Consider the following 20430-nt stretch of genomic DNA (forward strand, 5'->3'; position numbering starts at 1 on the left):
CTAGTTTTCTATCCTACGATTTACTCTTCATAAAGAATCATTGCTGATCATGGGGATCAGGAACAATTTTGAAAGGGTTTAGTAATTTGTTATCAGATGTTTCAATCGCTTGTTTCTCATTAAGTTCGCTCGATGTTGCCTGTTTTAGATCAGTTAAATTTTTTTTGTACCCTTGAGTAGCATTACTTGCCAATGTTGTATCAAGCGTAAATTTCTCTCTTGGAAAAAGCCACTGACAAACGGGAGAAAGATCCCCAACTATAGGCTCTGCAATTTTCTTAAAGACTGTTGGTCCATTTTCACTATTGGTTAAACAGACTACCGCTTGGTTGGTAGTGAGGTTGAGTGCTGCAAAATTCCGACAAGTGTTATTACCATCCCCCCAGTGAAATGCAACCATACTCCCATCTTTATTTTTCTGTAACCCAATACCGACACCCCAACCGATTTGCTTTAAAACATCATCCGACACGTTTGCTTCTATTGCTTTGCTATCCTTTCCTGAAAGATCTAGAAGAGCGGGCTCAAACATTAATTTTCTAACTTCTTTATTAGCCGTATCAGCAAATGCTTGTAAAAACTTGCCATAATCTGCTGCAGTAGTATATAGGGAAGCAGCAGGATGAATACCAAAAAAATGAGGTCTTGTATCAACTGAACCATCTGAAAAATGCCCCACAGATTGGTTTGTGCAATCTTTTGGCATTATAAAACTAGTATGATTCATCCCTAAAGCAGTAAACTCCCTTTTTGCCAACTCTTCGAGACTATCAGGTGTTGCGATTCTCTCAATTATCTCTCTTAAAAAACGATAAGCTTCTCCTGAATAGTTAAATTGTTCGCCAACGGGAGAAACATAGGCAAATGTCTCCAATTTATTAGGATCAAATTCATTAGGTAATCCTGCCTGATGAGATAAAATTAGGCGCGGTGTTAATTTCTTATAATTCTGAGCAAATGTTTCATTAAACTTTTCAGGATGACGAATTGTTTCAAAGGGTGGACCGAAATCACCTAATCCCAGGTCACAAAGAGGGGTATCCAAGTTTAACTGCCCACGCTCTACCATTTTTAGCACAATATAAGCAAAAACAGGCTTGCTTAAAGATGCTGCTTCAAAAATTGTTTCATCGTTCACAGCTTGCTGAGTGTCATTATTGATAACACCTGATGTGCTAGTTGTTATTTTGCCATTTGCAGTGACTGTTGCTATCGAGATGCCCGGAATTTTGGCGTGCTCTCGCATAACATCCAATGAATTTTCCATAGACCTCTCCATCCAATGGGAATAGTATAATTTTAGAACAATCCTCATCACAGGAATACAGGAATCAGATTACTAAATTTAGCTCATCACATTAATTCCTCATAATTTTTAAAAACTCTATTGTATCCTTGTAAATTTAGTTATGATGATTGCTATCAATTATTTTTTGGTTGTTTGATGCGAAAGATTGCGGTTGGCATATTGGTTTTATTTTGCTTCACAGTTTCTCGTGCTACAGAAGTCAGTATTAAAACAGTTACTGTCGAAGGTAAACCTGCATACATCTTACAGGTGGGCGACTTTGCTCATCAAAACAATGCCTTACAACTTAAATTTAAATTATCTTCTACTATTAATCAGCCAATAGCGATTGCACAAGCTCCTAATAACAATAGCTATGTTGTTAAAATTGGGCCTATGAGTGATTATATTCTGGCTCAAAATTTACAAAGAAAAATAGGCGAAGAAACCAAAGCTGCAAAAATACCAACCAATCTCATGCTCGCTGAGAATAAAATCAAAGCTGACAATACTGCTGTTAGCACTATTGAGAATAAACCACAAGTCGACAATACTGTTGTCATTTCGACTAAGAATGAGGTTGAAGCTAACAACACCGATGCTAGTGCAGTTGAGGATAAGTCGGAAGAACCCAATCTCCCCTCTAAAAAATTGTGGAATTTAAGAAACGCAGATATTCGTGCAGTTATCGGTGAAGTTTCAAGAATAACCGGCAAAAACTTTATTATTGATCCTCGTGTCCAGGGAAAAATATCAATTATCTCCAGCACCCCTATATCTGATAAAGGGTTGTATCAAGTCTTTTTGTCGGTATTGCAAATTTCAGGCTATGCAGCAATTCCCAGTGGTAATGTTATTAAAATAATTCCTAACATTGATGCTAAAACTCAATCTCCCGATCTCTTAAACCAACTAAGAAATCCCCCTCAAGGGGATGAAATGATGGTAGCAGTAATCCCTGTTCATTATGTTCCATCCGAACAGCTCGTACCTGTTTTGCGACCACTAATGCCACAATGGAGCAGCGTTTCAGCATATGCCCCTTCCAATATGCTGATTTTATCAGGGCGAGCAAGCAATATTAAGCAAATGGTTAGGATTATTCGCCAAGTTGACAGCTCATCAGCCAATGGCATTGATATGATTCCTTTAAGACATGCCTTGGCAATGGATGTAGCCAGCACTCTTAAAGATTTGGTAAAAACTCAGCCAGGTCTTGGTAGTCATGTGCAGACTATGCTTGCAGCCGATGACCGTAGTAATGCTATTTTATTGAGTGGCAGTAAAACTGACCGTATCAGGCTGCGATTATTAATTGCAAAATTAGATCGCCAAAGCTCTTACGGCAGTGATAGCAATACGCAGGTAGTTTATCTTAATTATTTACGTGCCGAAGATTTAGTCCCTATCTTAGCCGGCATTGCTCAAGCAAACTTTAGCGGTAATGTAGGAACTACGATAGGAACAATCACACGACCTGAGCTAGACAGTACTAATCCAGCCTCAAACCTTGTCAGCAACTCTTCGAGTGGCAATCAAACTCCTAGTCCTATGCCCCCATCCACTTCCGGTAATCCCGCAGCAACACCCAATACAACAGGAACGGCGACTCAGACTGAAGGTACAACAAAACCCACAGTGCAAATTATTGCAGAGCCAAACACTAATTCTATTATTCTCAATGCTCCAGTGAGTTTGATCCGCACCTTGAAATCAGTCATTCGGCAATTAGATATTAAACCTGCACAATTACTTATTGAAGCATTGGTTGCTGAAATTGATGAAAGCGATCTTACTAGTTTGGGGATTGAGTGGGGTAGTGATCAACAAACGGGAAAACCCAGCGATTTTAGACCTGGCTTTGCAATCATTAATTCCCAAACCAGAATTGATGACTTTCAAGCGCAAATTTATGCGTTAGCACGTGATCGTAAAGCAAATATTTTATCCACTCCCTCTGTTGTCGTATTAGATAATAGACAGGCTAAGATTCTTGTCGGTAAACAAGTGTCTGTAGCCTCTACAAGTTACCCCAATAATGCCGGTGGAACCACAACAGCGAGCCCCTTTGTGACTTTCGATCGCGTCAATGTCGCACTGCATTTGTATGTCAGACCACAAATTACTCGTGGAAATGGCATCCAATTACAGATTGATCAAGGCAATGACACCATTGATCCCTCAAGTACTCTTAACACCGATAATCCCATTTTTAAAATTTCAAGCATTGTAACCTCTGTGCATATAGAAAGTGGTGATATCGTCGTATTAGGCGGATTAACTCAAGACAGCTTGGGAAGTGATAACAATCGATTACCTATTGTGGGTGATCTCCCTGGTGTTGGACGTCTTTTCCAACATAATATTCAAAATCGAGAAAAGCGTGTTTTAATGGTATTTATACGTCCTTGTATCCTAAGAAGCCGTAGTGATTCTCTTTATGTCACTGGTGGGAAGTATAACGACGTCCGCCAGGAACAATTAGACTTTTTACGTCAACAGCCTTATAACCCTGAAAATAATGACATGTTACTACCATCGCAGAATGAAGCTGCCTTACCCAGGCCTTTTAGTCAATCCACGCAACAAGCTGTTATAATTAAACAGCAACCCAAACAAATCTTAATGACTAAATGACATGAGCATGGAAAATCAAGAAAGGTCAAAACGTCTCCCTTATTCCTTTGCAAAAACGCAAGGGGTTATTGCCAGTATGCAAGATAATGGCTCTTCCATTGTCTATCATGTTGGCTCCCCTTCCTTGCCTGTTCTTGCCGAAGTTAAACGCTTACTGCAGTGCGATCTTAAGCTACAAGAAGTTAATGAGTCTGAGTTTCAGCAACATTTGGCACAAATCTACCAATCTCAGTCCTCTGTTCTTGATGCTGCTGAAGTTATGGAAGAAGATATGGACTTGTCATTACTTGCAGACCAATTGCCTGTAAGTGAAGATTTGTTGGATAACCAAGATGATGCACCCATCATACGCTTGCTTAATGCTTTATTTACCCAAGCAATTAAACAAAAAGCGTCAGATATTCATATTGAAACTTACGAAAGCCGCGTCCTAGTTCGTAATCGAATTGATGGAGTCTTAAACGAGGTTTTGGAAATTCAACGCGCTATTGCACCTCTAGTCATTTCTCGAGTAAAAGTGATGGCAAAACTGGACATCGCTGAAAAACGTATCCCCCAAGACGGACGCATTGCCTTGCGAATAGGTGGCCATAATATTGATGTTCGTGTATCTACTTTGCCATCCAATCATGGCGAGCGAATTGTACTTCGTATTTTAGATAAGCAAGCAGCGCAATTGGATTTGAGCTTGTTAGGAATGCCACAATCAACATTAAAGGCCATGAGAACAATGATTGCTGAACCTCATGGCATCATATTGGTAACAGGTCCTACCGGCTCTGGTAAAACAACTTCACTTTATGCAATGTTAACCGAGCTTAACCAAGTCAGTCGCAATATTTTAACAATTGAAGATCCTATTGAATATGATTTGCCTGGTGTGGGACAAACTCAGGTCAACACAAAAGTACAAATGACATTCGCCAAAGGCTTAAGAGCTATTTTACGACAGGATCCAGATGTCGTTATGATCGGAGAAATACGCGACTTAGAAACCGCTGAAATTGCTGTCCAAGCAAGCTTAACTGGACACTTGGTTCTTTCTACCCTTCACACTAATAGTGCCTTAGGAGCTATTACTCGTTTACATGACATGGGAGTTGAATCCTTCTTATTAGCTTCTAGTATTGTTGGCCTAATTGCTCAACGCTTAGTGCGAAAACTGTGTGATCATTGCAAGATACCTCACCAATTACGTGAAGATGAACAAGAATTAATGAGGCTTCAGCCAAACACTGATATCTCCAAGGTCTGTGAACCCAAAGGATGCGAACAATGTAATCATTCTGGTTATCGTGGCCGTACAGGTATTTATGAATTAATTATGATTGATGAGGCCTTAAGAGGTATGATACATCGTAATGAAAGCTTACAAATAATTGATAATTATTTACGCCCGTCTACCCCAACTATCCGTGAAGATGGGTTTAAACGAGTACTCGTCGGAGATACTTCCCTTGCAGAAATTTTGCGTGTAACGAGTCAGCATTAAAATTATCCTGCCACGTATTAGATTATAGGTTGAACCTCTCTTCGTTGAAGTAATATTGAAAGATATCCGCTCTATCTAGCTCGGCTTTTGCTAAGGGATCTTCTAGTAGTTTTTCTATCGAACGTCCTATTCCTGTTAAATTATCATCCAAAAATTCAATATAACTTTCTATTTGCTCTTGAGGTTCAAGAGTAGTATCTACTAAAGCATCACAATGATGAGCTATTGCTTTAGCGATGTGGTGATTTTCTAATTGAAATCCGAGACTGGTATTTATTACTTTAATAAAAATCTCTGGGGAATCCAGGATCAAATTGCATAGGAAATTTGGATTTTTTAACAAATGCTCTGCCAACTTAGTCATAAACTCCGGCTCCCCTATTAGTGTAAGCATAATTTCTAATTTCTCGGTTGATTTAAGACGAGAAAACTCTAATCCTGCATGGGAAGATAGCCAAGAAATAAAATCTCTACGTATTTCGATAGCGGGCGCAAAAAATTGAAAGTTAGAATAGACCCCTCTTGTTTTAGGCCTATCCCAAGTAATAAATACACCATTTGTCTGAGCCAATGTTTCCATCCGTAATTTAACAATATATCCATCCACATAATTCTCAATTACAGGTAAAGCAACTTTAATAGCCGCAATTAATTCCCGTAGAGAGAGCGAGGGTCCATTCTTATAATCTTCGAGGGCTTTTTTAAGTTTCTGTACTGAAGGATGAATATAATTCCCCGTTTTATTCGTTTGTAGCTCAAACATGTAAGCTAAAGAGTCCTCTAATGCCTCTAACGGATCTTTCATTACACTTCCTTATCAGCCTCCTATTTTTAACCTTAGTCAAAAAACTCTTATTTACCAAATTAAAAATTCTAAGTGTTAATTAAAAAATCAGTATGTGAAAAAATTATAATAGTAAATTCAATTAATTATCGGGGGGATATCCAAAGAATATTCAACCTTAATGGTATTCGTGAAAGTATCAATACATGACGTCATTTGATGAATAAAATGATGAGGGAAACCATCATCAACCATTTCAAGTTTTAATTTCATATCGTGAGCCCAAGGAGAGGATGAGATTAGGAAATCGTTAGTATCTGAATTCAATTGTCCTAATAAAGTATTTGCACTCTCTAATATGGACTGAGCCTCTTTTTTTAAATAATAGCTTTTTGTGCCAAATATAAATTCAAATAGGTTGCATTTGCAATGCTGTGATAATTGTTTTAACAATTCCTTAGCTGAGTCTACAGCTCTACTATTGATATTTGCAATGTAGTGATATTTATCTATATCGTCAGGATTTCTCCTGGATGTCATCATTTCATCCAGACGTTTACTCATAATTTTCTCATTAATTACTTTAACCTTTGAAGCAAGTGCCGGTTCATAACCACCCAATTGCCTCTCTTTAAAAATTTTTAAACGATAATTAGAACCAAAAGGAGGATTATCAACAGCCAGACCACCTTTTACACTCCTAATATTCATATCGGGATATTTATTAATGGAGGCCACATGTTTTTCTTCCAATTTTAATGTCTTATCAAGAGGTCTTGATGTATTCCAATTGTAGAAAACCGTACCAAGCCAAGGATCAACATGTAAAACTGAATTAGAAATCTTTGCTTCTTCATAAGGATCAATAGAGTTAGACGTTAATATTTGATCAGTTTGTTCCGGTAGAAAAGATGAGGAAGTCTCATCAGCACTTTCTAAACGCCCTACGAGTAATCTTTTTGAATGCCTATTAAAATTATCAAGGCAAATATCCACCGCTTGAATATATCTCGCCCCTCCTTTCGTTTCAATTTCAAGAACACTATTATTAGAAACAGAAATATCATCATCAACTCCACCGGCCACAAAAGAACTGACGTGAGATGTCAATCTTCCCGTTCGTTGCTGCGAGAAATTAGAGGCATCTTTATAAGTGATATCAATCGTAGAAGCGATCCCCTTACTTATTGTATCAATTTTGGCTTGTTTACCACCCTGTACATAGAGAGCTACATTTAGCAATTCACCTTTGTTATTCACTACCGAAAATGAGCTAAGTAGAAGATGAACATTCTCATGCAAACTATTAGCGATTTGCTCTATAGCTTCCACAAGGAGGCCAAATTCAGTCATTGTCAAAGGCTTATCTCCATACAGTGAAAACTCATTTAATGAGACTCTGGTAATTGTATTCAAATGCTCTTTCTTGAGTTGATAGCTTCCCTCGTTTGTAGACTCACAATAAAGTTGCTGATGATATGAATTTGTTATTCTGGCGAGTGATTTAATATGATCGATTAAACGAGGCAAGGTATCAAACTCAGGATATTTATTCTCATGTGACTTTGATTCACCATAGGAATACTTTGCCTTTTCTGGGTAAATCACCAAATCACGTATTGTCACTGGAGCATTTTGCGTTTTTTTCTCTTGTTCTAATTTTTTACCTCTAGAATGTCTCAAAAACTTATATCGCAAGTAGTTTTCGTAAAACATATCATACTCTTTAATCGGTTTACTTTAAAATTAGCATATGACCATTAACTGAGCATTAAGAGTTGACGTTATACTGTAGAAAAATAAGACTTTTGGAATATGACCAACGATATGACCTTAATAGTGCCATCAAGGTCATATAGAGGATCAGGAGCATTAATTTGAAGTATTGCTATTACCGGTATCTGTGGTCGTATTGGTTGTTGTACCTGTGCTAGTACTTGTATCATCAGGTGAAGTAGTCGTGTTACTTGTGCCAATACCTGAGTCTGTACTACCTGAATTGTTTGTATTGTCTGCCCCAGGATTAGTATCAGTAGCACTTGGTTCTGTTGGTGTACTATTGTCACTGGGAACTGTTGTATCGCTACTGGGAGGAGTGGTGTCATCACTGGGAACTGTTGTATCACCACTGGGAGGTGTGGTGCTATCACTAGGAACTGTTCCATCACTACTAGGAGAGGTGGCGTTATCGCTAGGAGTTGGAGTTTCCGCAGGCATTCCAGTGGTGGTGCCCTTGTTCATTGTGCTGGAATCTTCATCAACGGAAGTTGAACCCGTCGCTGTACCAATATTATCCTCATCAGGTGTAGCTTCGCTTGTAATACTAGGTGTTTCCGTCACAGGGTCTAATGTACTAGTACTATCATCAACAGACGTAGAACCCGTTGCAGTACCCGTGTTGACAGTAGTGCTTGTATCATTTGGGTCTTGTGAGTCGGTGAGTGCATTGGCGTTAGTACTGGCAAACATTGATAATCCAAATGTTGCTACTAAGATTGAAAGTATCTTTTTCATGAGGCTCTCCTTCGCATTTATGACTGCTAAATGCCTGATATTTTTTATCCATGATCACATTATAGATGAGTTATCAAATTTTATAGGTCAAGACCAATGAATTTCTCACTAAAAGTTAAGAAACAAACAATAGCTTCTGCTTGGTGTTCTTGCGTGTTAGTCATATGAAAAACTGAAAGAAGATTTATCTTTGCTAAAGACTTTAATTTTCTGGTAAGACTGCGTTGATTGGCTGGAATTGCAGGCCTTACCCCAAAATCCCTTTAGCTGCATAAATCCTTTAAAAAATAAGGCCCTATATTAAAAATAGACTATATTTTAAAATAACGCAAAAATTGAACAACTCTATTCAGAGGTAACTTACCTTAGAAAGGAGCAAAGTTACAACCAAATTCCATGTAATTATTCTGCTCGTTTGCGCCAGGTTGTGCCACCAGAACCATCTTCTAAATCAATACCTTGATTAGCAAGGATGGTACGAATTTCATCTGCTCTAGCCCAATTTTTTGCAGCTCTTGCTTCTAATCTTTCTTGAATTAACTTTTCAATTGCATCTTTTTCGTGCCCCTCAAGGCCTGCTTGTAAAAAAGAATCCGGTGAGCTTTGTAACAAACCTAACAAGGAAGCCAAGTGTTTTAATGTTGATGCAAGTTTTACCGAATTTGTCTTATTAATTTCATGACTTAACTGAAACAACACAGATAAAGCCACAGGAGTGTTAAAATCATCATCCATGGCCTGATTAAATTGTTTAAGCCAATACTCATCAAGTTCATCATTAAAGTAAGTTATCTCCTTTAAAGATTGATAGAGGCGCATAAGTCCTTTATTAGCATTTTGTAAATTTTCTTCAGAGTAATTTAAAGCACTTCGATAGTGACTACTTAACAAGAAATAACGCACTACCTCAGGATGATGTTGTTTTAAAACATCCTCGATGGTAAAAAAATTCCCAACTGATTTTGCCATTTTTTCATTATTGACTTGCAGCATGCCTACATGCAGCCAATAATTGGCAAAAGTCCTACCGCTTGCAGCTTCACTTTGGGCAATTTCATTTTCATGATGAGGGAATTGCAAATCTAAACCACCACCATGAATATCAAAATGTTCCCCCAACTCATGCATAGCCATTGCAGAACATTCAATATGCCAACCAGGTCTCCCTTCTCCCCATATTGAGGGCCAACTGGGTTCACCAGGTTTTGCCTTTTTCCATAATACAAAATCAAGGGGAGAACGCTTCTCTTTTACAATCTCAACACGTGCTCCTGCCATTAAACCTTCTAGATCTTTATGAGATAATTTCCCATATTCTTTAAAGCTCTCGACCTGGTAACAAACGTCTCCGTTTTCACTGACGTAAGCATAACCCGAATCGATTAATCGTTTAATTAACTGGGTAATGGATCCGATATGAGCGGTTGCTCTGGGTTCTATGTCTGGAGGTAAAATGTTCAACGCTTTTGCATCATCATGCATTGCTTTAATATACTGCGCTGTCAGTTCCTCTATTGAAACCCCTCGCTCATTTGCTCGTGCAATAATTTTGTCATCAATATCCGTAATGTTGCGAACATAAGTAACAACATAACCTTGAGAACGTAAGTAGCGCACGATTACATCAAAACAAACCATCGAACGAGCATGCCCCAGGTGACAACGATCATAGACAGTAATCCCACATACATACATGCCAATTTTCCCAGGCTGTATTGGTTTAAACGATTCTTTGCTTCGTGTTAAAGAATTATAAAGATTTAACATCCGCTACCCCTTAGCTTATTTTTCCCCAAGTATCTTTAAGGCCAACTACACGATGAAATGTAGTCACTTGGTTTTCCTCAATTTGATTTACACAATAATAACCTAAACGCTCAAATTGAAAGACCTCATTGAGGGGTTGTATTGCTAACGCAGGCTCACAAAAAGCTTGTTTTACCTCTAACGATTCTTTATTGAGAAATTGGAGAAAATCTTCCTCACGAGCAGGATTAGAATCTGTAAATAAGCGATCGTATTGCAGAATAGTTACAGGATGAGCTTCTTTACAGGATACCCAGTGAATTACCCCCTTAACCTTTCTATCGGTAGGGTTTTTTCCTAAAGTATTCTCATCATAAGTACAGCGCAACTCAGTAACATTTCCTCTCTCATCGCGAATCACATCCGTACAACGAATCACATAGGAATGCCTTAAACGCACTTCTGCTCCTGGAGAAAGTCGAAAATAATCTTTAGGCGGATTCTCCATAAAATCACTTCGCTCAACATAAATTTCTCGACTAAAAGGTAAAACACGTTTAGGTGATTCTGGATCTTGAGGATTAAATTTACCCTCTAAGCGTTCTACCTTATCAATTGGATAGTTTTCTATAACAATCTTTAAAGGATCGAGAACACAAAGAACGCGTTTTACTGTTTTATTCAATTCAGCGCGTACGCATTCTTCAAGAATTGACATATCAATGACAGAATCACTCCGCGAAATCCCTATAATTTCACAAAATTGTCTAATCGCCTCAGGTGGATAGCCTCGCTTACGCATCCCTCGTAAAGTCGGAAGCCTAGGATCATCCCATCCAGAAACAATATTCTTCTCAACCAAATCCCGCAGTTTACGTTTGGAAGTAACTGTATGGGATAAATTAAGACGCGCGAACTCTGTTTGTACAGGTTTCGCAGGTACAGGCAAATTATCGATAAACCAATCATAAAGCGGTCTATGATCCTGGAATTCAAGCGTACATAAAGAATGTGTGATTTTTTCCAAAGCATCCGAAATTGGGTGAGCATAATCATACATAGGATAAATGCACCACTCATCTCCTGTGCGTTGATGTTTAGCATGGCGTATCCTGTAAAGCACAGGGTCGCGCATGTTAACATTGCCGGATTGCATATCTATTTTTGCACGCAAAACATGCTCTCCATCAGCAAAATCACCTGCTTTCATCCGCTCAAATAGTGCGAGATTTTCCTCTATAGAACGATTCCGATAAGGACTCTCACGACCAGGTTCAAGCAGTGTACCCCGATGTGCGCGAATTTCTTCGATACTTAAACTATCCACATAAGCTTTGCCGTGTTTAATTAGATAAACAGCAAAATCATAAAGCTCATGATAATAATCAGAGGAATGAGTAAGTCCCTGCCAAGTGAAGCCTAGCCAACTAACGTCATCCATAATAGCATCAACAAATTCTTGCTCTTCTTTAATCGGATTTGTGTCATCAAAACGTAAATAACAACGGCCATTAAACTCTTGTGCCAAACCAAAATTGAGGCAAATGGATTTGGCATGACCAATGTGTAAATAACCATTAGGCTCTGGCGGAAATCGGGTGATAACTTCCTTGTGCTTGCCGCTGGTTAATTCCTCAGTAATTAACTGTCTGATAAAATGTGTTCTTTTTTCACTACCTTCGGTCATAATTTTCACTCATTTTCATCTATCATTTGTCGCATTTCATGAATTAAAAAAGCTCCGGCAGCAAGACAATCCTCTTTAGCTACATAAGCTTCATAAATTTTATTGATAAGAGCTGCTCCTACAATAACCCCATCAGCGAACTCTGCAACCTTGGCTGCCATAACTGGGGTTTTAATGCCAAATCCTACCATAAGGGGCATATCTGTTTGGTTTTTTCTTTGTTGGTATCTCTCTTTTACCTGTTGTAAATCAAAATCATCCGACCCGGTCACCCCTTTTAGTGAAACATAGTAAAGGTAACCTCGACCATAGTTATTTATCAACGCCATACGCTCATCAGAAGTAGTTGGTGAACATAAATAAATGCTATATAAATTATTTGCCTGCCATATTGGAGCAATCAACTCACTTTCCTCGGGAGGCAAATCCACCAGGATAGTGCCATCCACGCCTACTTCTTGCGCTTTTTTGGCAAAACGCTCATACCCATATTGTTCAATGGGATTAACATAACCCATTAATATGATGGGTGTACTCTGGTCGTCCTTGCGAAATTTTTCTATGGTAAAAAAAACATTATCGCAACTCACATGGTGAGCCAAAGCTCTCTCCATGGCTGCTTGAATTATGGGCCCCTCTGCCATAGGGTCAGAAAAAGGGATGCCAACTTCTAATATATTAGCACCTGCCGCAACTAATTCATGCATTAAAGAAACTGTCATGTCTGGTGTAGGATCACCCGCAGTGATATAGGGACTTAGCATTTTTTTACCGCTTGCTTGCAATTCCCCTAAAGTTTTATCAATCCGATTCATAAACTACCCTATAACATAAGTATTGTATTAATTTTTTCCGACTATTCCTTTCACTTGACAGGAACAGCTAAGTATTAACAAGGGTAAGTACACCGCCAAACTTACAAAGACAGACCCTCAATATTTGCTACCGTATGGATATCTTTATCTCCCCGCCCAGATAAATTTACAATAATTCTTTGCGAAGATGACATTTTCTTAGCAAGCTTCATGGCGTACGCGACTGCATGGCTTGACTCTAGAGCAGGAATAATTCCTTCTATACGAGTCAAGGTACGAAAAGCCTCAAGTGCTTCATCATCATTTATAGCCACATACTCTACTCTACCAATATCTTTAAGATAAGCATGCTCAGGACCCACGCCAGGATAATCAAGGCCTGCTGAAATGGAATGTGTATCTTTTATCTGACCATACTCATCACACAACAAATACGTGCGGTTACCATGTAAAACCCCTGGCTTCCCAGCAATTAAAGACGCAGCATGCTCTCCCGTTTCAAGGCCTTTTCCACCCGCCTCCACTCCGTAAATAGCAACTGACTTATCGTTTAAAAATGGATGAAATAGTCCAATTGCATTCGATCCTCCTCCTACACAAGCCACTAAAGCATCAGGTAGCTGACCCGTTTTTTCAAGCATCTGCTCACGCGCTTCCTGACCAATAATTGTCTGGAAATCCCTTACCATTTGTGGATAAGGATGAGGTCCTGCAACAGTACCAATAATATAAAATGTGTTGTCTATATTACTCACCCAATCACGCATCGCTTCATTCAAAGCATCTTTTAATGTTTTGGAGCCGGCTGTTACCGGGATCACTTCTGCCCCTAATAACTTCATTCTGTAGACATTGATCGACTGTCTTTTAATATCTTCAGAACCCATATAAACAACGCATTTTAAACCCAGCTTGGCAGCAACAGTCGCAGAGGCAACACCATGCTGACCAGCGCCTGTTTCCGCAATAATTCTTGTTTTTCCCATTCTTTTAGCAAGTAATGCTTGTCCAACGGTATTATTAATTTTATGGGCACCCGTGTGATTGAGATCTTCCCGTTTTAAATAAATTTGAGCGCCTCCAAGTTTCGCACTTAAACGTTGCGCGTGATAAAGAGGTGTTGGTCGCCCAACATACTCGCGCAATTCAGAAGTTAACTCTGTCAAAAATTCTGGGTCTTGACGATATTGTTGATAAGCCTTTTGAAGCTGCTGCAAAGCATTCATTAAAGTATCGGCTACAAAAATGCCACCGTACTGGCCAAAATGACCGGAATTGTCTGGGAGTTCTTTTTCACTCATGCTTTACCCCATAATGCGTTAACAAACTGACTCATCTTATCGTGATCCTTGATACCTGGAGATACTTCAATACCACTGCAGACATCAACTGCGTAAACTGAACGTCCTGTGACCGCTTTTCTAACATTATTTGCGTCTAAACCGCCCGCCAAAATAAGTGGCTTTTTACTATTTTCAGGAATAACTTCCCAATCAAAAACTTTACCAGTTCCACCATGATAAGCCGCAGAGGGTGTATCTAACAAAATAGCTGATGCATGTCGATGTTGAGAACTTAGTTTAGTAATAAAATCCCTCGAATTTGCTTGTATAGCTTTAATATAGGGCTTTTTAAATTGAGTGCAAAATTCCGGCGATTCTTCACCGTGAAACTGCAAACATTGGACTGGTAATTCCCTAATAATCTGCTCGACTAAAGATGCAGCAGGATTAACCAGTACGGCTACTATATTTAGGAATACCGGGGCATTTTGTACTAATATTTTTGCTTGTTCAACAGAAACATAGCGAGAGCTTTTCGGATAAAAAATAAGTCCTATCGCATCTACCCCTAATGAGGTCGCATGAGCGATATCTCGCTCGCGTGTCATCCCACACATTTTTATCCGTACTCGATTCTGAATCAATTAACGCTCCCATAAAAACAAAGGTCCTGGGTTTGTTTGTATCACACCAAATTCTTTAGGGTAAGCAACAGCCACCAAGTACAATCCATAAGGAGGAGCTGTTTCGGCACCAAGGCGCCTATCTTTTGCTTGTAAAACTTCCTTCACCCAAGCTGTTGGTTTTTTTCCAGAACCTACTGCAATTAATACTCCAGCAATATTTCTTACCATATGATGGAGAAATGCATTTGCGGTAATATCAATCATAACTAAGTCACCCGTCCGAGTTACCTGTAAATCATAAACATTCCTCATTGGAGTGTTAGATTGACACTCAACTGAACGAAAGGAAGTATAGTCATTTTCACCCAAAAGGCATTTACTAGCCTCTTGCATAGCATGGTGGTCCAACTGGCGATATTGCCAAGTTACACTGCTGCGTAACAGTGCTGGACGTATGGGTGAGTTATAAATTACATAACGATAACGACGCGATAAAGCTGAATAACGGGCATGAAAGTTATCCGGCATCTCTCGTCCCCATTTCACGCAAACATCTTTAGGCAAAAAAGAATTAGCCCCATGAATCCAAGAACGAATTGTTCGTTGTTTTTCACAGTCAAAGTGAATAATCTGGTTTGTAGCATGCACACCTGTATCGGTTCTGCCAGCGCAGGTCACACTGATTTCACTATCAGCGACCTTCGTCAACGCATGTTCCAAGACTTGCTGAACCGTATGCAGGCCAGTTTGCGCTTGCCAGCCATGATACTGGCTACCATCGTATTCTACCCCTAAGGCAATACGCATGAGCATTTCCTGCTAAAAACGGCCAATGTATAACACCAGAATAAGTTTGTCTAGGTATAACGTTTTCCTATTTTTACTAATAAGTCTATACGCACAATTTCAATCCTTAAAAAAACAAATCATAAAAAGCACATTTCGTTACTGTGACTGATTGCATTAATTAGCGTGCTATTTCATAATCCAGTACAAACTTATCGCCTCTTAAAATATGACTGCAAATTTATTAGACGGTAGCTTAGTTTCCTCTCGATTAAAACAAGAAATCAAACTGGCTGTCGTGGAAATGATTAGTGAGGGCAAACACGCGCCTGGACTGGCCGTTATTCTTGTCGGTGATAATCCTGCTTCAACTATTTATGTGAACAATAAACGCAAGGCATGCTCAGAAGTAGGCTTTAATTCCTATGCCTACGATCTGCCCACCTCAACCACTGAAGAAGATTTATTAAATTTAATCGAGCAGTTAAACAAATCTCCCGACATTGATGGCATTCTAGTACAATTGCCTTTGCCTGAATCAATTGATCCGAATAAAATTATCGAATGCATCAATCCTCATAAAGATATTGATGGCTTTCATCCTTACAATATGGGTCGCTTAACACTAAGAAATCCCTTATTAAGACCTTGCACACCTTACGGCATTATTAATCTCCTGGAGTTTTATCAAATTCCTCTCGAGGGAAAACATACCGTGGTTATTGGTGCTTCAAATATCGTTGGCCGTCCTATGGCAATGGAATTTCTACTAGCAGCCGCTACAGTGACTATTTGCCATCGTTTTACAGAAAATCTTGAGCAATATGTGCGCATTGCCGATATTTTGGTTGTTGCCACAGGAATACCTGATGTTGTTAATGTCGATTGGTTAAACTCAAAGCAAATTATTATTGATGTAGGAATTCATCGCTTACCTAACGGGAAACTAAGAGGTGACATTGACTTTGAAAAGGCCAAAGAACAAGTAGCATGGATAACACCGGTACCTGGTGGCGTAGGACCTATGACAATTGCTGTCTTGCTGCAAAATACATTATTTGCAGCAAGACAATTACGCTCTAATAGCTAGCGATCCAATTCATCCCAATCAAACTCACCATCTAACTCATCTTCTAATTCTTCTCTTAGGCGTTTACGCTCAAGCCTATCTTCGAGCATCTTGCGCACGCGCTTCTTATGATCCAAGTCCTCAACGTTTTCTTCTTCATAGGAATAATCTGAGAAAGAACTATAGTCTTCATTTTCTCTAGGAAAGCTCATAGTTGCCTCCGCTGGGTCTTAATACAATTTAAGTATAGTGCAAATATTTTTATTGAAGTTTTCGCTTCCAAAGCGTTTCAGTAATCTGTAATTTTTCAATTAGGAACGCCTCATCATTTGTAAATCCTTGGGGACATATAGGTAAGGAGCCACCGAGGGATTCCGAGCATAACAGTCTGATTTTAGGTCAGTGACATTGACTAACAACCAGTCGGTGCCATGACGATGACCCAAATTGTGCTGTTTTGTAAGATTGAAACATGACGCCAATATTTGGGGAGGGCCTAGAATCCAGCGGTGAGGGCCTGCTTGAATCCAAGATGCAGACTCTCGTGCCTGTTCTGATTGATTCATACGATAAGCATAATGCCAAATGGGTTGATGAGAAAACAACAGAAATTGCTCTTTAAAACCTACTATCAATAGAGACTCAGCTTGTGGAACACGTTCAGCGATTTTGGACATGATAGTCTTTTGGGATCGTAAATCATTTAAGGAGGGATAAAGGAGGATGGAGTAACACAGCCAACTACAAGCCAATCCAAGAATAATCCCCAACAATGGTGCATAGCGCGATAATAGGGTAATAGTTAATAGCCCCAGACTGACAAGAAATAAAGGGCCGCAAAGAGCATCTAGATTTTCACCCAAAAAAGCTAATTTGTTATTGATAAACAAAATGCAAGTAACCACAAACCAAATGAACACTAAAAACCAGCTTAAACTTCGTAATAGCTTTGGAGGCCATTTATAATTTAGCAATAACATCATCACCCAAGGCGATGCTAATAGTGCTAGCACTGGTGTAACTGGCGTTAAATAAACACCTCGTTTACCAGGGGAGGCGGAAAAAAACAAAATCACCAATACCATATAACCAAGCAGTAGAATAACTCGCTTATCATCCTGCCTAATGGCGTCTCGCCAACATCGAATCAACCATGGGAAGAGTAAAGATAAAGGTAACCAAAAGATCGGAATTACCTGAATGACGTAATACCATACTGGTTTTATATGTCCCCACGGATGTGTATAGCGCGTCACTGTTTGATGAAATAAAATATCATTGCGGTAGGCTTCTAATATATGCGATGTGCTGTGCTGAGTAACCCATAGCATTGGTAATAGCCAAAGGCTAACTGCTGCTAGCATAACTAAAGGACCTATTAATATTTTGACAATAGAGCTCCATCTTGCGTGTCGAATTAAAGATAAATGTGTCCATATGGCAGGTATCAATAAGAGAATAACGAGAAAACCTACCCCTTTTGTAATAATGCCAAGCCCTCCAGAAAACCAACCAACATAGTACCAATGCCAGCCCCCATCTAGGAGTAAAAAACGCAAAAAACCATACATACCAAGGGTAGTAAATAGAGTAAGGAGAGCATCTATTTGTGCTGTTTTAGCTTGCAGCGTAAATTGAACAGTAAAAAGCAACGTCAGTGCAGCAAGAAAGCCAATCTCAGCATTCCATAAACGCCGCCCCAGATCCCATGTTAGAATGAGCGTTAGTAAACTAGCTAGCAAGGACGGTAATAGAAAGGCGACTTTCATTGCCCCTGTTGCTAAATAACCAACAGCGATTCCCCACATAAAAAGAGGAGGTTTGTCAGAATATAGTTCTCCCCCTCGCATAGGGAAAAGCCACTCTCCACTTTCAATCATTTGTTTGGCAATTAATGTAAAACGTGGCTCATCGGCTGGCCATGGATCACGCAATCCTAATCCTGCACTCAGTACAATCAATGCTAAAACGATGAGTATGCAATTCCTATAAGGATGAGTAATTACATGACGATCTGTTAACATTCTCTTACCCGATACTAAAGTTGAATTAAATACTACAACACAAAAAAATTGCATGAAACAATATCCTTTTCTTTCCGCGGGATTGGTTCAGAATACTTTATCAGCTAATAACACCTTGGGAACATCAAGAGTTTTGCTAAAAGCCTTATAACGTTTATACTTGTTTAATTTTCATGTAAGTCATTCTATGCTCAGTTATCAACACGGATATCACGCCGGTAATTTTGCCGATGTTGTGAAGCACTTAACCCTTTCTCGTATCCTTAACTACATGATCACCAAAGAAAAACCTGTCTTTTATCTTGAGACGCATTCAGGAAAGGGAATCTATGATTTAAAGGATTCTCAGGCTACAAAAACCGGCGAGTATCTTCAGGGCATTAATTTGGTATGGGAGCATAAAAATCAATTTTCACCCCTATTTTCTCCTTATTTTCAATGTATTAGCCACATTAATAAGCCAACTGGCCTGCGTTTTTATCCTGGCTCGCCATCGCTTGCAATCGAAATGTTAAGACCCCAAGATCGCCTATACTGTTGTGAATTACATCCTCGCGAATTCGAACAGCTAGCCACGCTGCCTCACGCAAATAAACGCGTTTTTTTCAGCCATAGCAATGGCTTGGCTAACTTAAACTCCTTATTACCTCCTCCTGAGCGGCGAGGCGTGATTTTTCTTGATCCCTCTTATGAAATTAAAGAGGAATACAAAGAAATCCCTAAAGCAATTAAATCCGCCTACCAGCGATTTTCTACCGGCATTTTTTGTCTTTGGTACCCATTGGTGGATAATAGATTGCACCAGCAACTGCTGAGAGGGATGGAGAGTATAGATACTCAAAACAAATTACGCCTGGAATTTTATTTAACAGGAGCAAACCAACAAGGAATGACAGGCTGTGGCTTATCGATAATTAATCCCCCCTACACATTAGCCAAAGAGATGAAAAGTATTCTTGAGCAATTACGAACAGTATTTAATCCGGGAGTTTCTTCTTTTTTATTAAAAGCTGATTGAAATCTCCATAATTCGTCACAATAGACACACTAAATACCTCGTTAATATTGTCTTAACATTGACCAATACCATGAAATGCAGGGTCAAAAATACCCAGATGGCAAGTCTGCCCGGATATTTTATTGAGAATTACCCAGATTTTAGGCGGCAAGGTACTCTCCGTAACAGACCTACAATTGGGTGAAAAAAAAGATGATATTGCCTATCAAATTAAATTTGTATTAAATGATATCGAACGCACATTTGTGTATGCAAAATACGAGGTTAGTTTTAAATATGCTCACCCTTTTGAAAATACTCCCGTAAGAACTTTTCTCATTTCTCAAAATCCTGACGCCTTATTACTTAAAGCAATACCTGACACTTTATTAGAACTCCCAGATGGTTTAGCAATGGCTCGCGCCGCAGTGACGAAAGAAGAACAGCTTGTGCTATCTGATGCAAGAACATATAACTGGCAAAATCTTTCATTCACGATGATGAACCACAACCTGTTTTTTTAAGCACGGCAAAACTGCTATCAATCAAATTGAATGTCTCTTATGGCTATGGGAAAACACTTTTTATTGGGAATGGATTGCAACTAAAAAGAGAAAATTTATTGAGAGAATCCCTTGAAGATACACAGACAAAACTATAAGAAATAACCCACTCCAGAGAA

17 protein-coding genes are annotated in these 20430 nt (G+C 39.1%); 5 read left to right on the forward strand and 12 right to left on the reverse strand.

What is annotated here, in order from left to right:
- Nucleotides 1-37: 37 nt before the first annotated feature.
- Nucleotides 38-1267, reverse strand: a complete 1230-nt coding sequence (locus Lbru_RS13355; RefSeq protein WP_058442621.1) for a serine hydrolase domain-containing protein — start codon at nucleotides 1265-1267, stop codon at nucleotides 38-40.
- Nucleotides 1268-1444: 177 nt separating this feature from the next.
- Between Lbru_RS13355 and lspD the strand changes: the two genes are divergently transcribed.
- Both lspD and lspE read left to right on the forward strand, forming a co-directional pair.
- The gene (lspD, locus tag Lbru_RS13360) at nucleotides 1445-3925 is read left to right on the forward strand and encodes a GspD family T2SS secretin variant LspD (RefSeq protein ID WP_058442622.1); all 2481 of its coding nucleotides are present in this window, start codon (nucleotides 1445-1447) and stop codon (nucleotides 3923-3925) included.
- A gap of 7 nt (nucleotides 3926-3932) precedes the next feature.
- The gene (lspE, locus tag Lbru_RS13365; RefSeq protein ID WP_058442682.1) at nucleotides 3933-5417 is read left to right on the forward strand and encodes a GspE family T2SS ATPase variant LspE; all 1485 of its coding nucleotides are present in this window, start codon (nucleotides 3933-3935) and stop codon (nucleotides 5415-5417) included.
- A gap of 22 nt (nucleotides 5418-5439) precedes the next feature.
- Here lspE and Lbru_RS13370 read toward each other — a convergent pair whose 3' ends face one another.
- From Lbru_RS13370 to truA, 9 genes are all read right to left on the reverse strand, one after another.
- On the reverse strand, nucleotides 5440-6222 hold the full coding sequence (locus Lbru_RS13370; RefSeq protein ID WP_058442623.1) for a hypothetical protein: 783 nt from the start codon (nucleotides 6220-6222) through the stop codon (nucleotides 5440-5442).
- 117 nt (nucleotides 6223-6339) lie between these two features.
- The gene (locus tag Lbru_RS13375; protein WP_058442624.1) at nucleotides 6340-7917 is read right to left on the reverse strand and encodes a hypothetical protein; all 1578 of its coding nucleotides are present in this window, start codon (nucleotides 7915-7917) and stop codon (nucleotides 6340-6342) included.
- A gap of 156 nt (nucleotides 7918-8073) precedes the next feature.
- A complete protein-coding gene (locus tag Lbru_RS13380; protein ID WP_058442625.1) occupies nucleotides 8074-8715 on the reverse strand; it encodes a hypothetical protein in 642 nt (213 codons plus the stop codon).
- Between the two features lie 402 nt (nucleotides 8716-9117).
- Nucleotides 9118-10482 (reverse strand): cysteine--tRNA ligase, encoded by a 1365-nt coding sequence (cysS, locus tag Lbru_RS13385; RefSeq protein ID WP_058442626.1) that lies wholly within the window; start codon nucleotides 10480-10482, stop codon nucleotides 9118-9120.
- 10 nt (nucleotides 10483-10492) lie between these two features.
- Nucleotides 10493-12148 carry a glutamine--tRNA ligase/YqeY domain fusion protein gene (locus Lbru_RS13390; RefSeq protein ID WP_058442627.1) on the reverse strand — a complete coding sequence of 552 codons (1656 nt, stop codon included), beginning with the start codon at nucleotides 12146-12148 and terminating at the stop codon, nucleotides 10493-10495.
- Nucleotides 12149-12153: 5 nt separating this feature from the next.
- Nucleotides 12154-12963 (reverse strand): tryptophan synthase subunit alpha, encoded by an 810-nt coding sequence (gene trpA / locus Lbru_RS13395; RefSeq protein ID WP_058442628.1) that lies wholly within the window; start codon nucleotides 12961-12963, stop codon nucleotides 12154-12156.
- Between the two features lie 101 nt (nucleotides 12964-13064).
- Entirely contained in the window at nucleotides 13065-14264 is a 1200-nt protein-coding gene (trpB, locus tag Lbru_RS13400) for a tryptophan synthase subunit beta (RefSeq protein ID WP_058442629.1), read from the reverse strand.
- The gene (locus tag Lbru_RS13405; protein WP_131793462.1) at nucleotides 14261-14890 is read right to left on the reverse strand and encodes a phosphoribosylanthranilate isomerase; all 630 of its coding nucleotides are present in this window, start codon (nucleotides 14888-14890) and stop codon (nucleotides 14261-14263) included. The genes trpB and Lbru_RS13405 overlap by 4 nt, the downstream gene beginning before the upstream one ends.
- Entirely contained in the window at nucleotides 14891-15679 is a 789-nt protein-coding gene (truA, locus tag Lbru_RS13410) for a tRNA pseudouridine(38-40) synthase TruA (protein WP_058442631.1), read from the reverse strand. It abuts the gene before it with no gap.
- Nucleotides 15680-15887: 208 nt separating this feature from the next.
- On the opposite strand from truA, the gene folD reads away from it, so the two are divergent.
- On the forward strand, nucleotides 15888-16748 hold the full coding sequence (gene folD, locus Lbru_RS13415; protein WP_058442632.1) for a bifunctional methylenetetrahydrofolate dehydrogenase/methenyltetrahydrofolate cyclohydrolase FolD: 861 nt from the start codon (nucleotides 15888-15890) through the stop codon (nucleotides 16746-16748).
- Here the strand turns inward: folD and Lbru_RS13420 are convergent.
- Both Lbru_RS13420 and Lbru_RS13425 read right to left on the reverse strand, forming a co-directional pair.
- Nucleotides 16745-16939: a hypothetical protein gene (locus tag Lbru_RS13420; protein ID WP_058442633.1), complete on the reverse strand. Its 195-nt coding sequence runs from the start codon at nucleotides 16937-16939 to the stop codon at nucleotides 16745-16747. The genes folD and Lbru_RS13420 overlap by 4 nt on opposite strands.
- 99 nt (nucleotides 16940-17038) lie before the next feature.
- Nucleotides 17039-18805: an ArnT family glycosyltransferase gene (locus tag Lbru_RS13425; protein ID WP_065235467.1), complete on the reverse strand. Its 1767-nt coding sequence runs from the start codon at nucleotides 18803-18805 to the stop codon at nucleotides 17039-17041.
- A gap of 133 nt (nucleotides 18806-18938) precedes the next feature.
- Between Lbru_RS13425 and Lbru_RS13430 the strand changes: the two genes are divergently transcribed.
- On the forward strand, nucleotides 18939-19769 hold the full coding sequence (locus Lbru_RS13430) for a 23S rRNA (adenine(2030)-N(6))-methyltransferase RlmJ (RefSeq protein WP_058442634.1): 831 nt from the start codon (nucleotides 18939-18941) through the stop codon (nucleotides 19767-19769).
- Between the two features lie 122 nt (nucleotides 19770-19891).
- A complete protein-coding gene (locus tag Lbru_RS13435) occupies nucleotides 19892-20272 on the forward strand; it encodes a hypothetical protein (RefSeq protein ID WP_058442635.1) in 381 nt (126 codons plus the stop codon).
- The last annotated feature ends 158 nt before the right edge of the window (nucleotides 20273-20430 follow it).

This window comes from Legionella brunensis (genome assembly GCF_001467025.1).
In the GTDB taxonomy this organism is placed as follows: domain Bacteria; phylum Pseudomonadota; class Gammaproteobacteria; order Legionellales; family Legionellaceae; genus Tatlockia; species Tatlockia brunensis.

Excerpts from the sequence above, each read along its gene's own strand:
- Lbru_RS13355 (WP_058442621.1), bottom strand. The coding sequence starts at position 1,267 with ATGGAAAATTCATTGGATGTTATGCGAGAGCACGCCAAAATTCCGGGC.
- lspD (WP_058442622.1), top strand. The coding sequence starts at position 1,445 with ATGCGAAAGATTGCGGTTGGCATATTGGTTTTATTTTGCTTCACAGTT.
- lspE (WP_058442682.1), top strand. The coding sequence starts at position 3,933 with ATGGAAAATCAAGAAAGGTCAAAACGTCTCCCTTATTCCTTTGCAAAA.
- Lbru_RS13370 (WP_058442623.1), bottom strand. The coding sequence starts at position 6,222 with ATGAAAGATCCGTTAGAGGCATTAGAGGACTCTTTAGCTTACATGTTT.
- Lbru_RS13375 (WP_058442624.1), bottom strand. The coding sequence starts at position 7,917 with ATGTTTTACGAAAACTACTTGCGATATAAGTTTTTGAGACATTCTAGA.
- Lbru_RS13380 (WP_058442625.1), bottom strand. The coding sequence starts at position 8,715 with ATGAAAAAGATACTTTCAATCTTAGTAGCAACATTTGGATTATCAATG.
- cysS (WP_058442626.1), bottom strand. The coding sequence starts at position 10,482 with ATGTTAAATCTTTATAATTCTTTAACACGAAGCAAAGAATCGTTTAAA.
- Lbru_RS13390 (WP_058442627.1), bottom strand. The coding sequence starts at position 12,148 with ATGACCGAAGGTAGTGAAAAAAGAACACATTTTATCAGACAGTTAATT.
- trpA (WP_058442628.1), bottom strand. The coding sequence starts at position 12,963 with ATGAATCGGATTGATAAAACTTTAGGGGAATTGCAAGCAAGCGGTAAA.
- trpB (WP_058442629.1), bottom strand. The coding sequence starts at position 14,264 with ATGAGTGAAAAAGAACTCCCAGACAATTCCGGTCATTTTGGCCAGTAC.
- truA (WP_058442631.1), bottom strand. The coding sequence starts at position 15,679 with ATGCGTATTGCCTTAGGGGTAGAATACGATGGTAGCCAGTATCATGGC.
- folD (WP_058442632.1), top strand. The coding sequence starts at position 15,888 with ATGACTGCAAATTTATTAGACGGTAGCTTAGTTTCCTCTCGATTAAAA.
- Lbru_RS13420 (WP_058442633.1), bottom strand. The coding sequence starts at position 16,939 with ATGAGCTTTCCTAGAGAAAATGAAGACTATAGTTCTTTCTCAGATTAT.
- Lbru_RS13425 (WP_065235467.1), bottom strand. The coding sequence starts at position 18,805 with ATGCAATTTTTTTGTGTTGTAGTATTTAATTCAACTTTAGTATCGGGT.
- Lbru_RS13430 (WP_058442634.1), top strand. The coding sequence starts at position 18,939 with ATGCTCAGTTATCAACACGGATATCACGCCGGTAATTTTGCCGATGTT.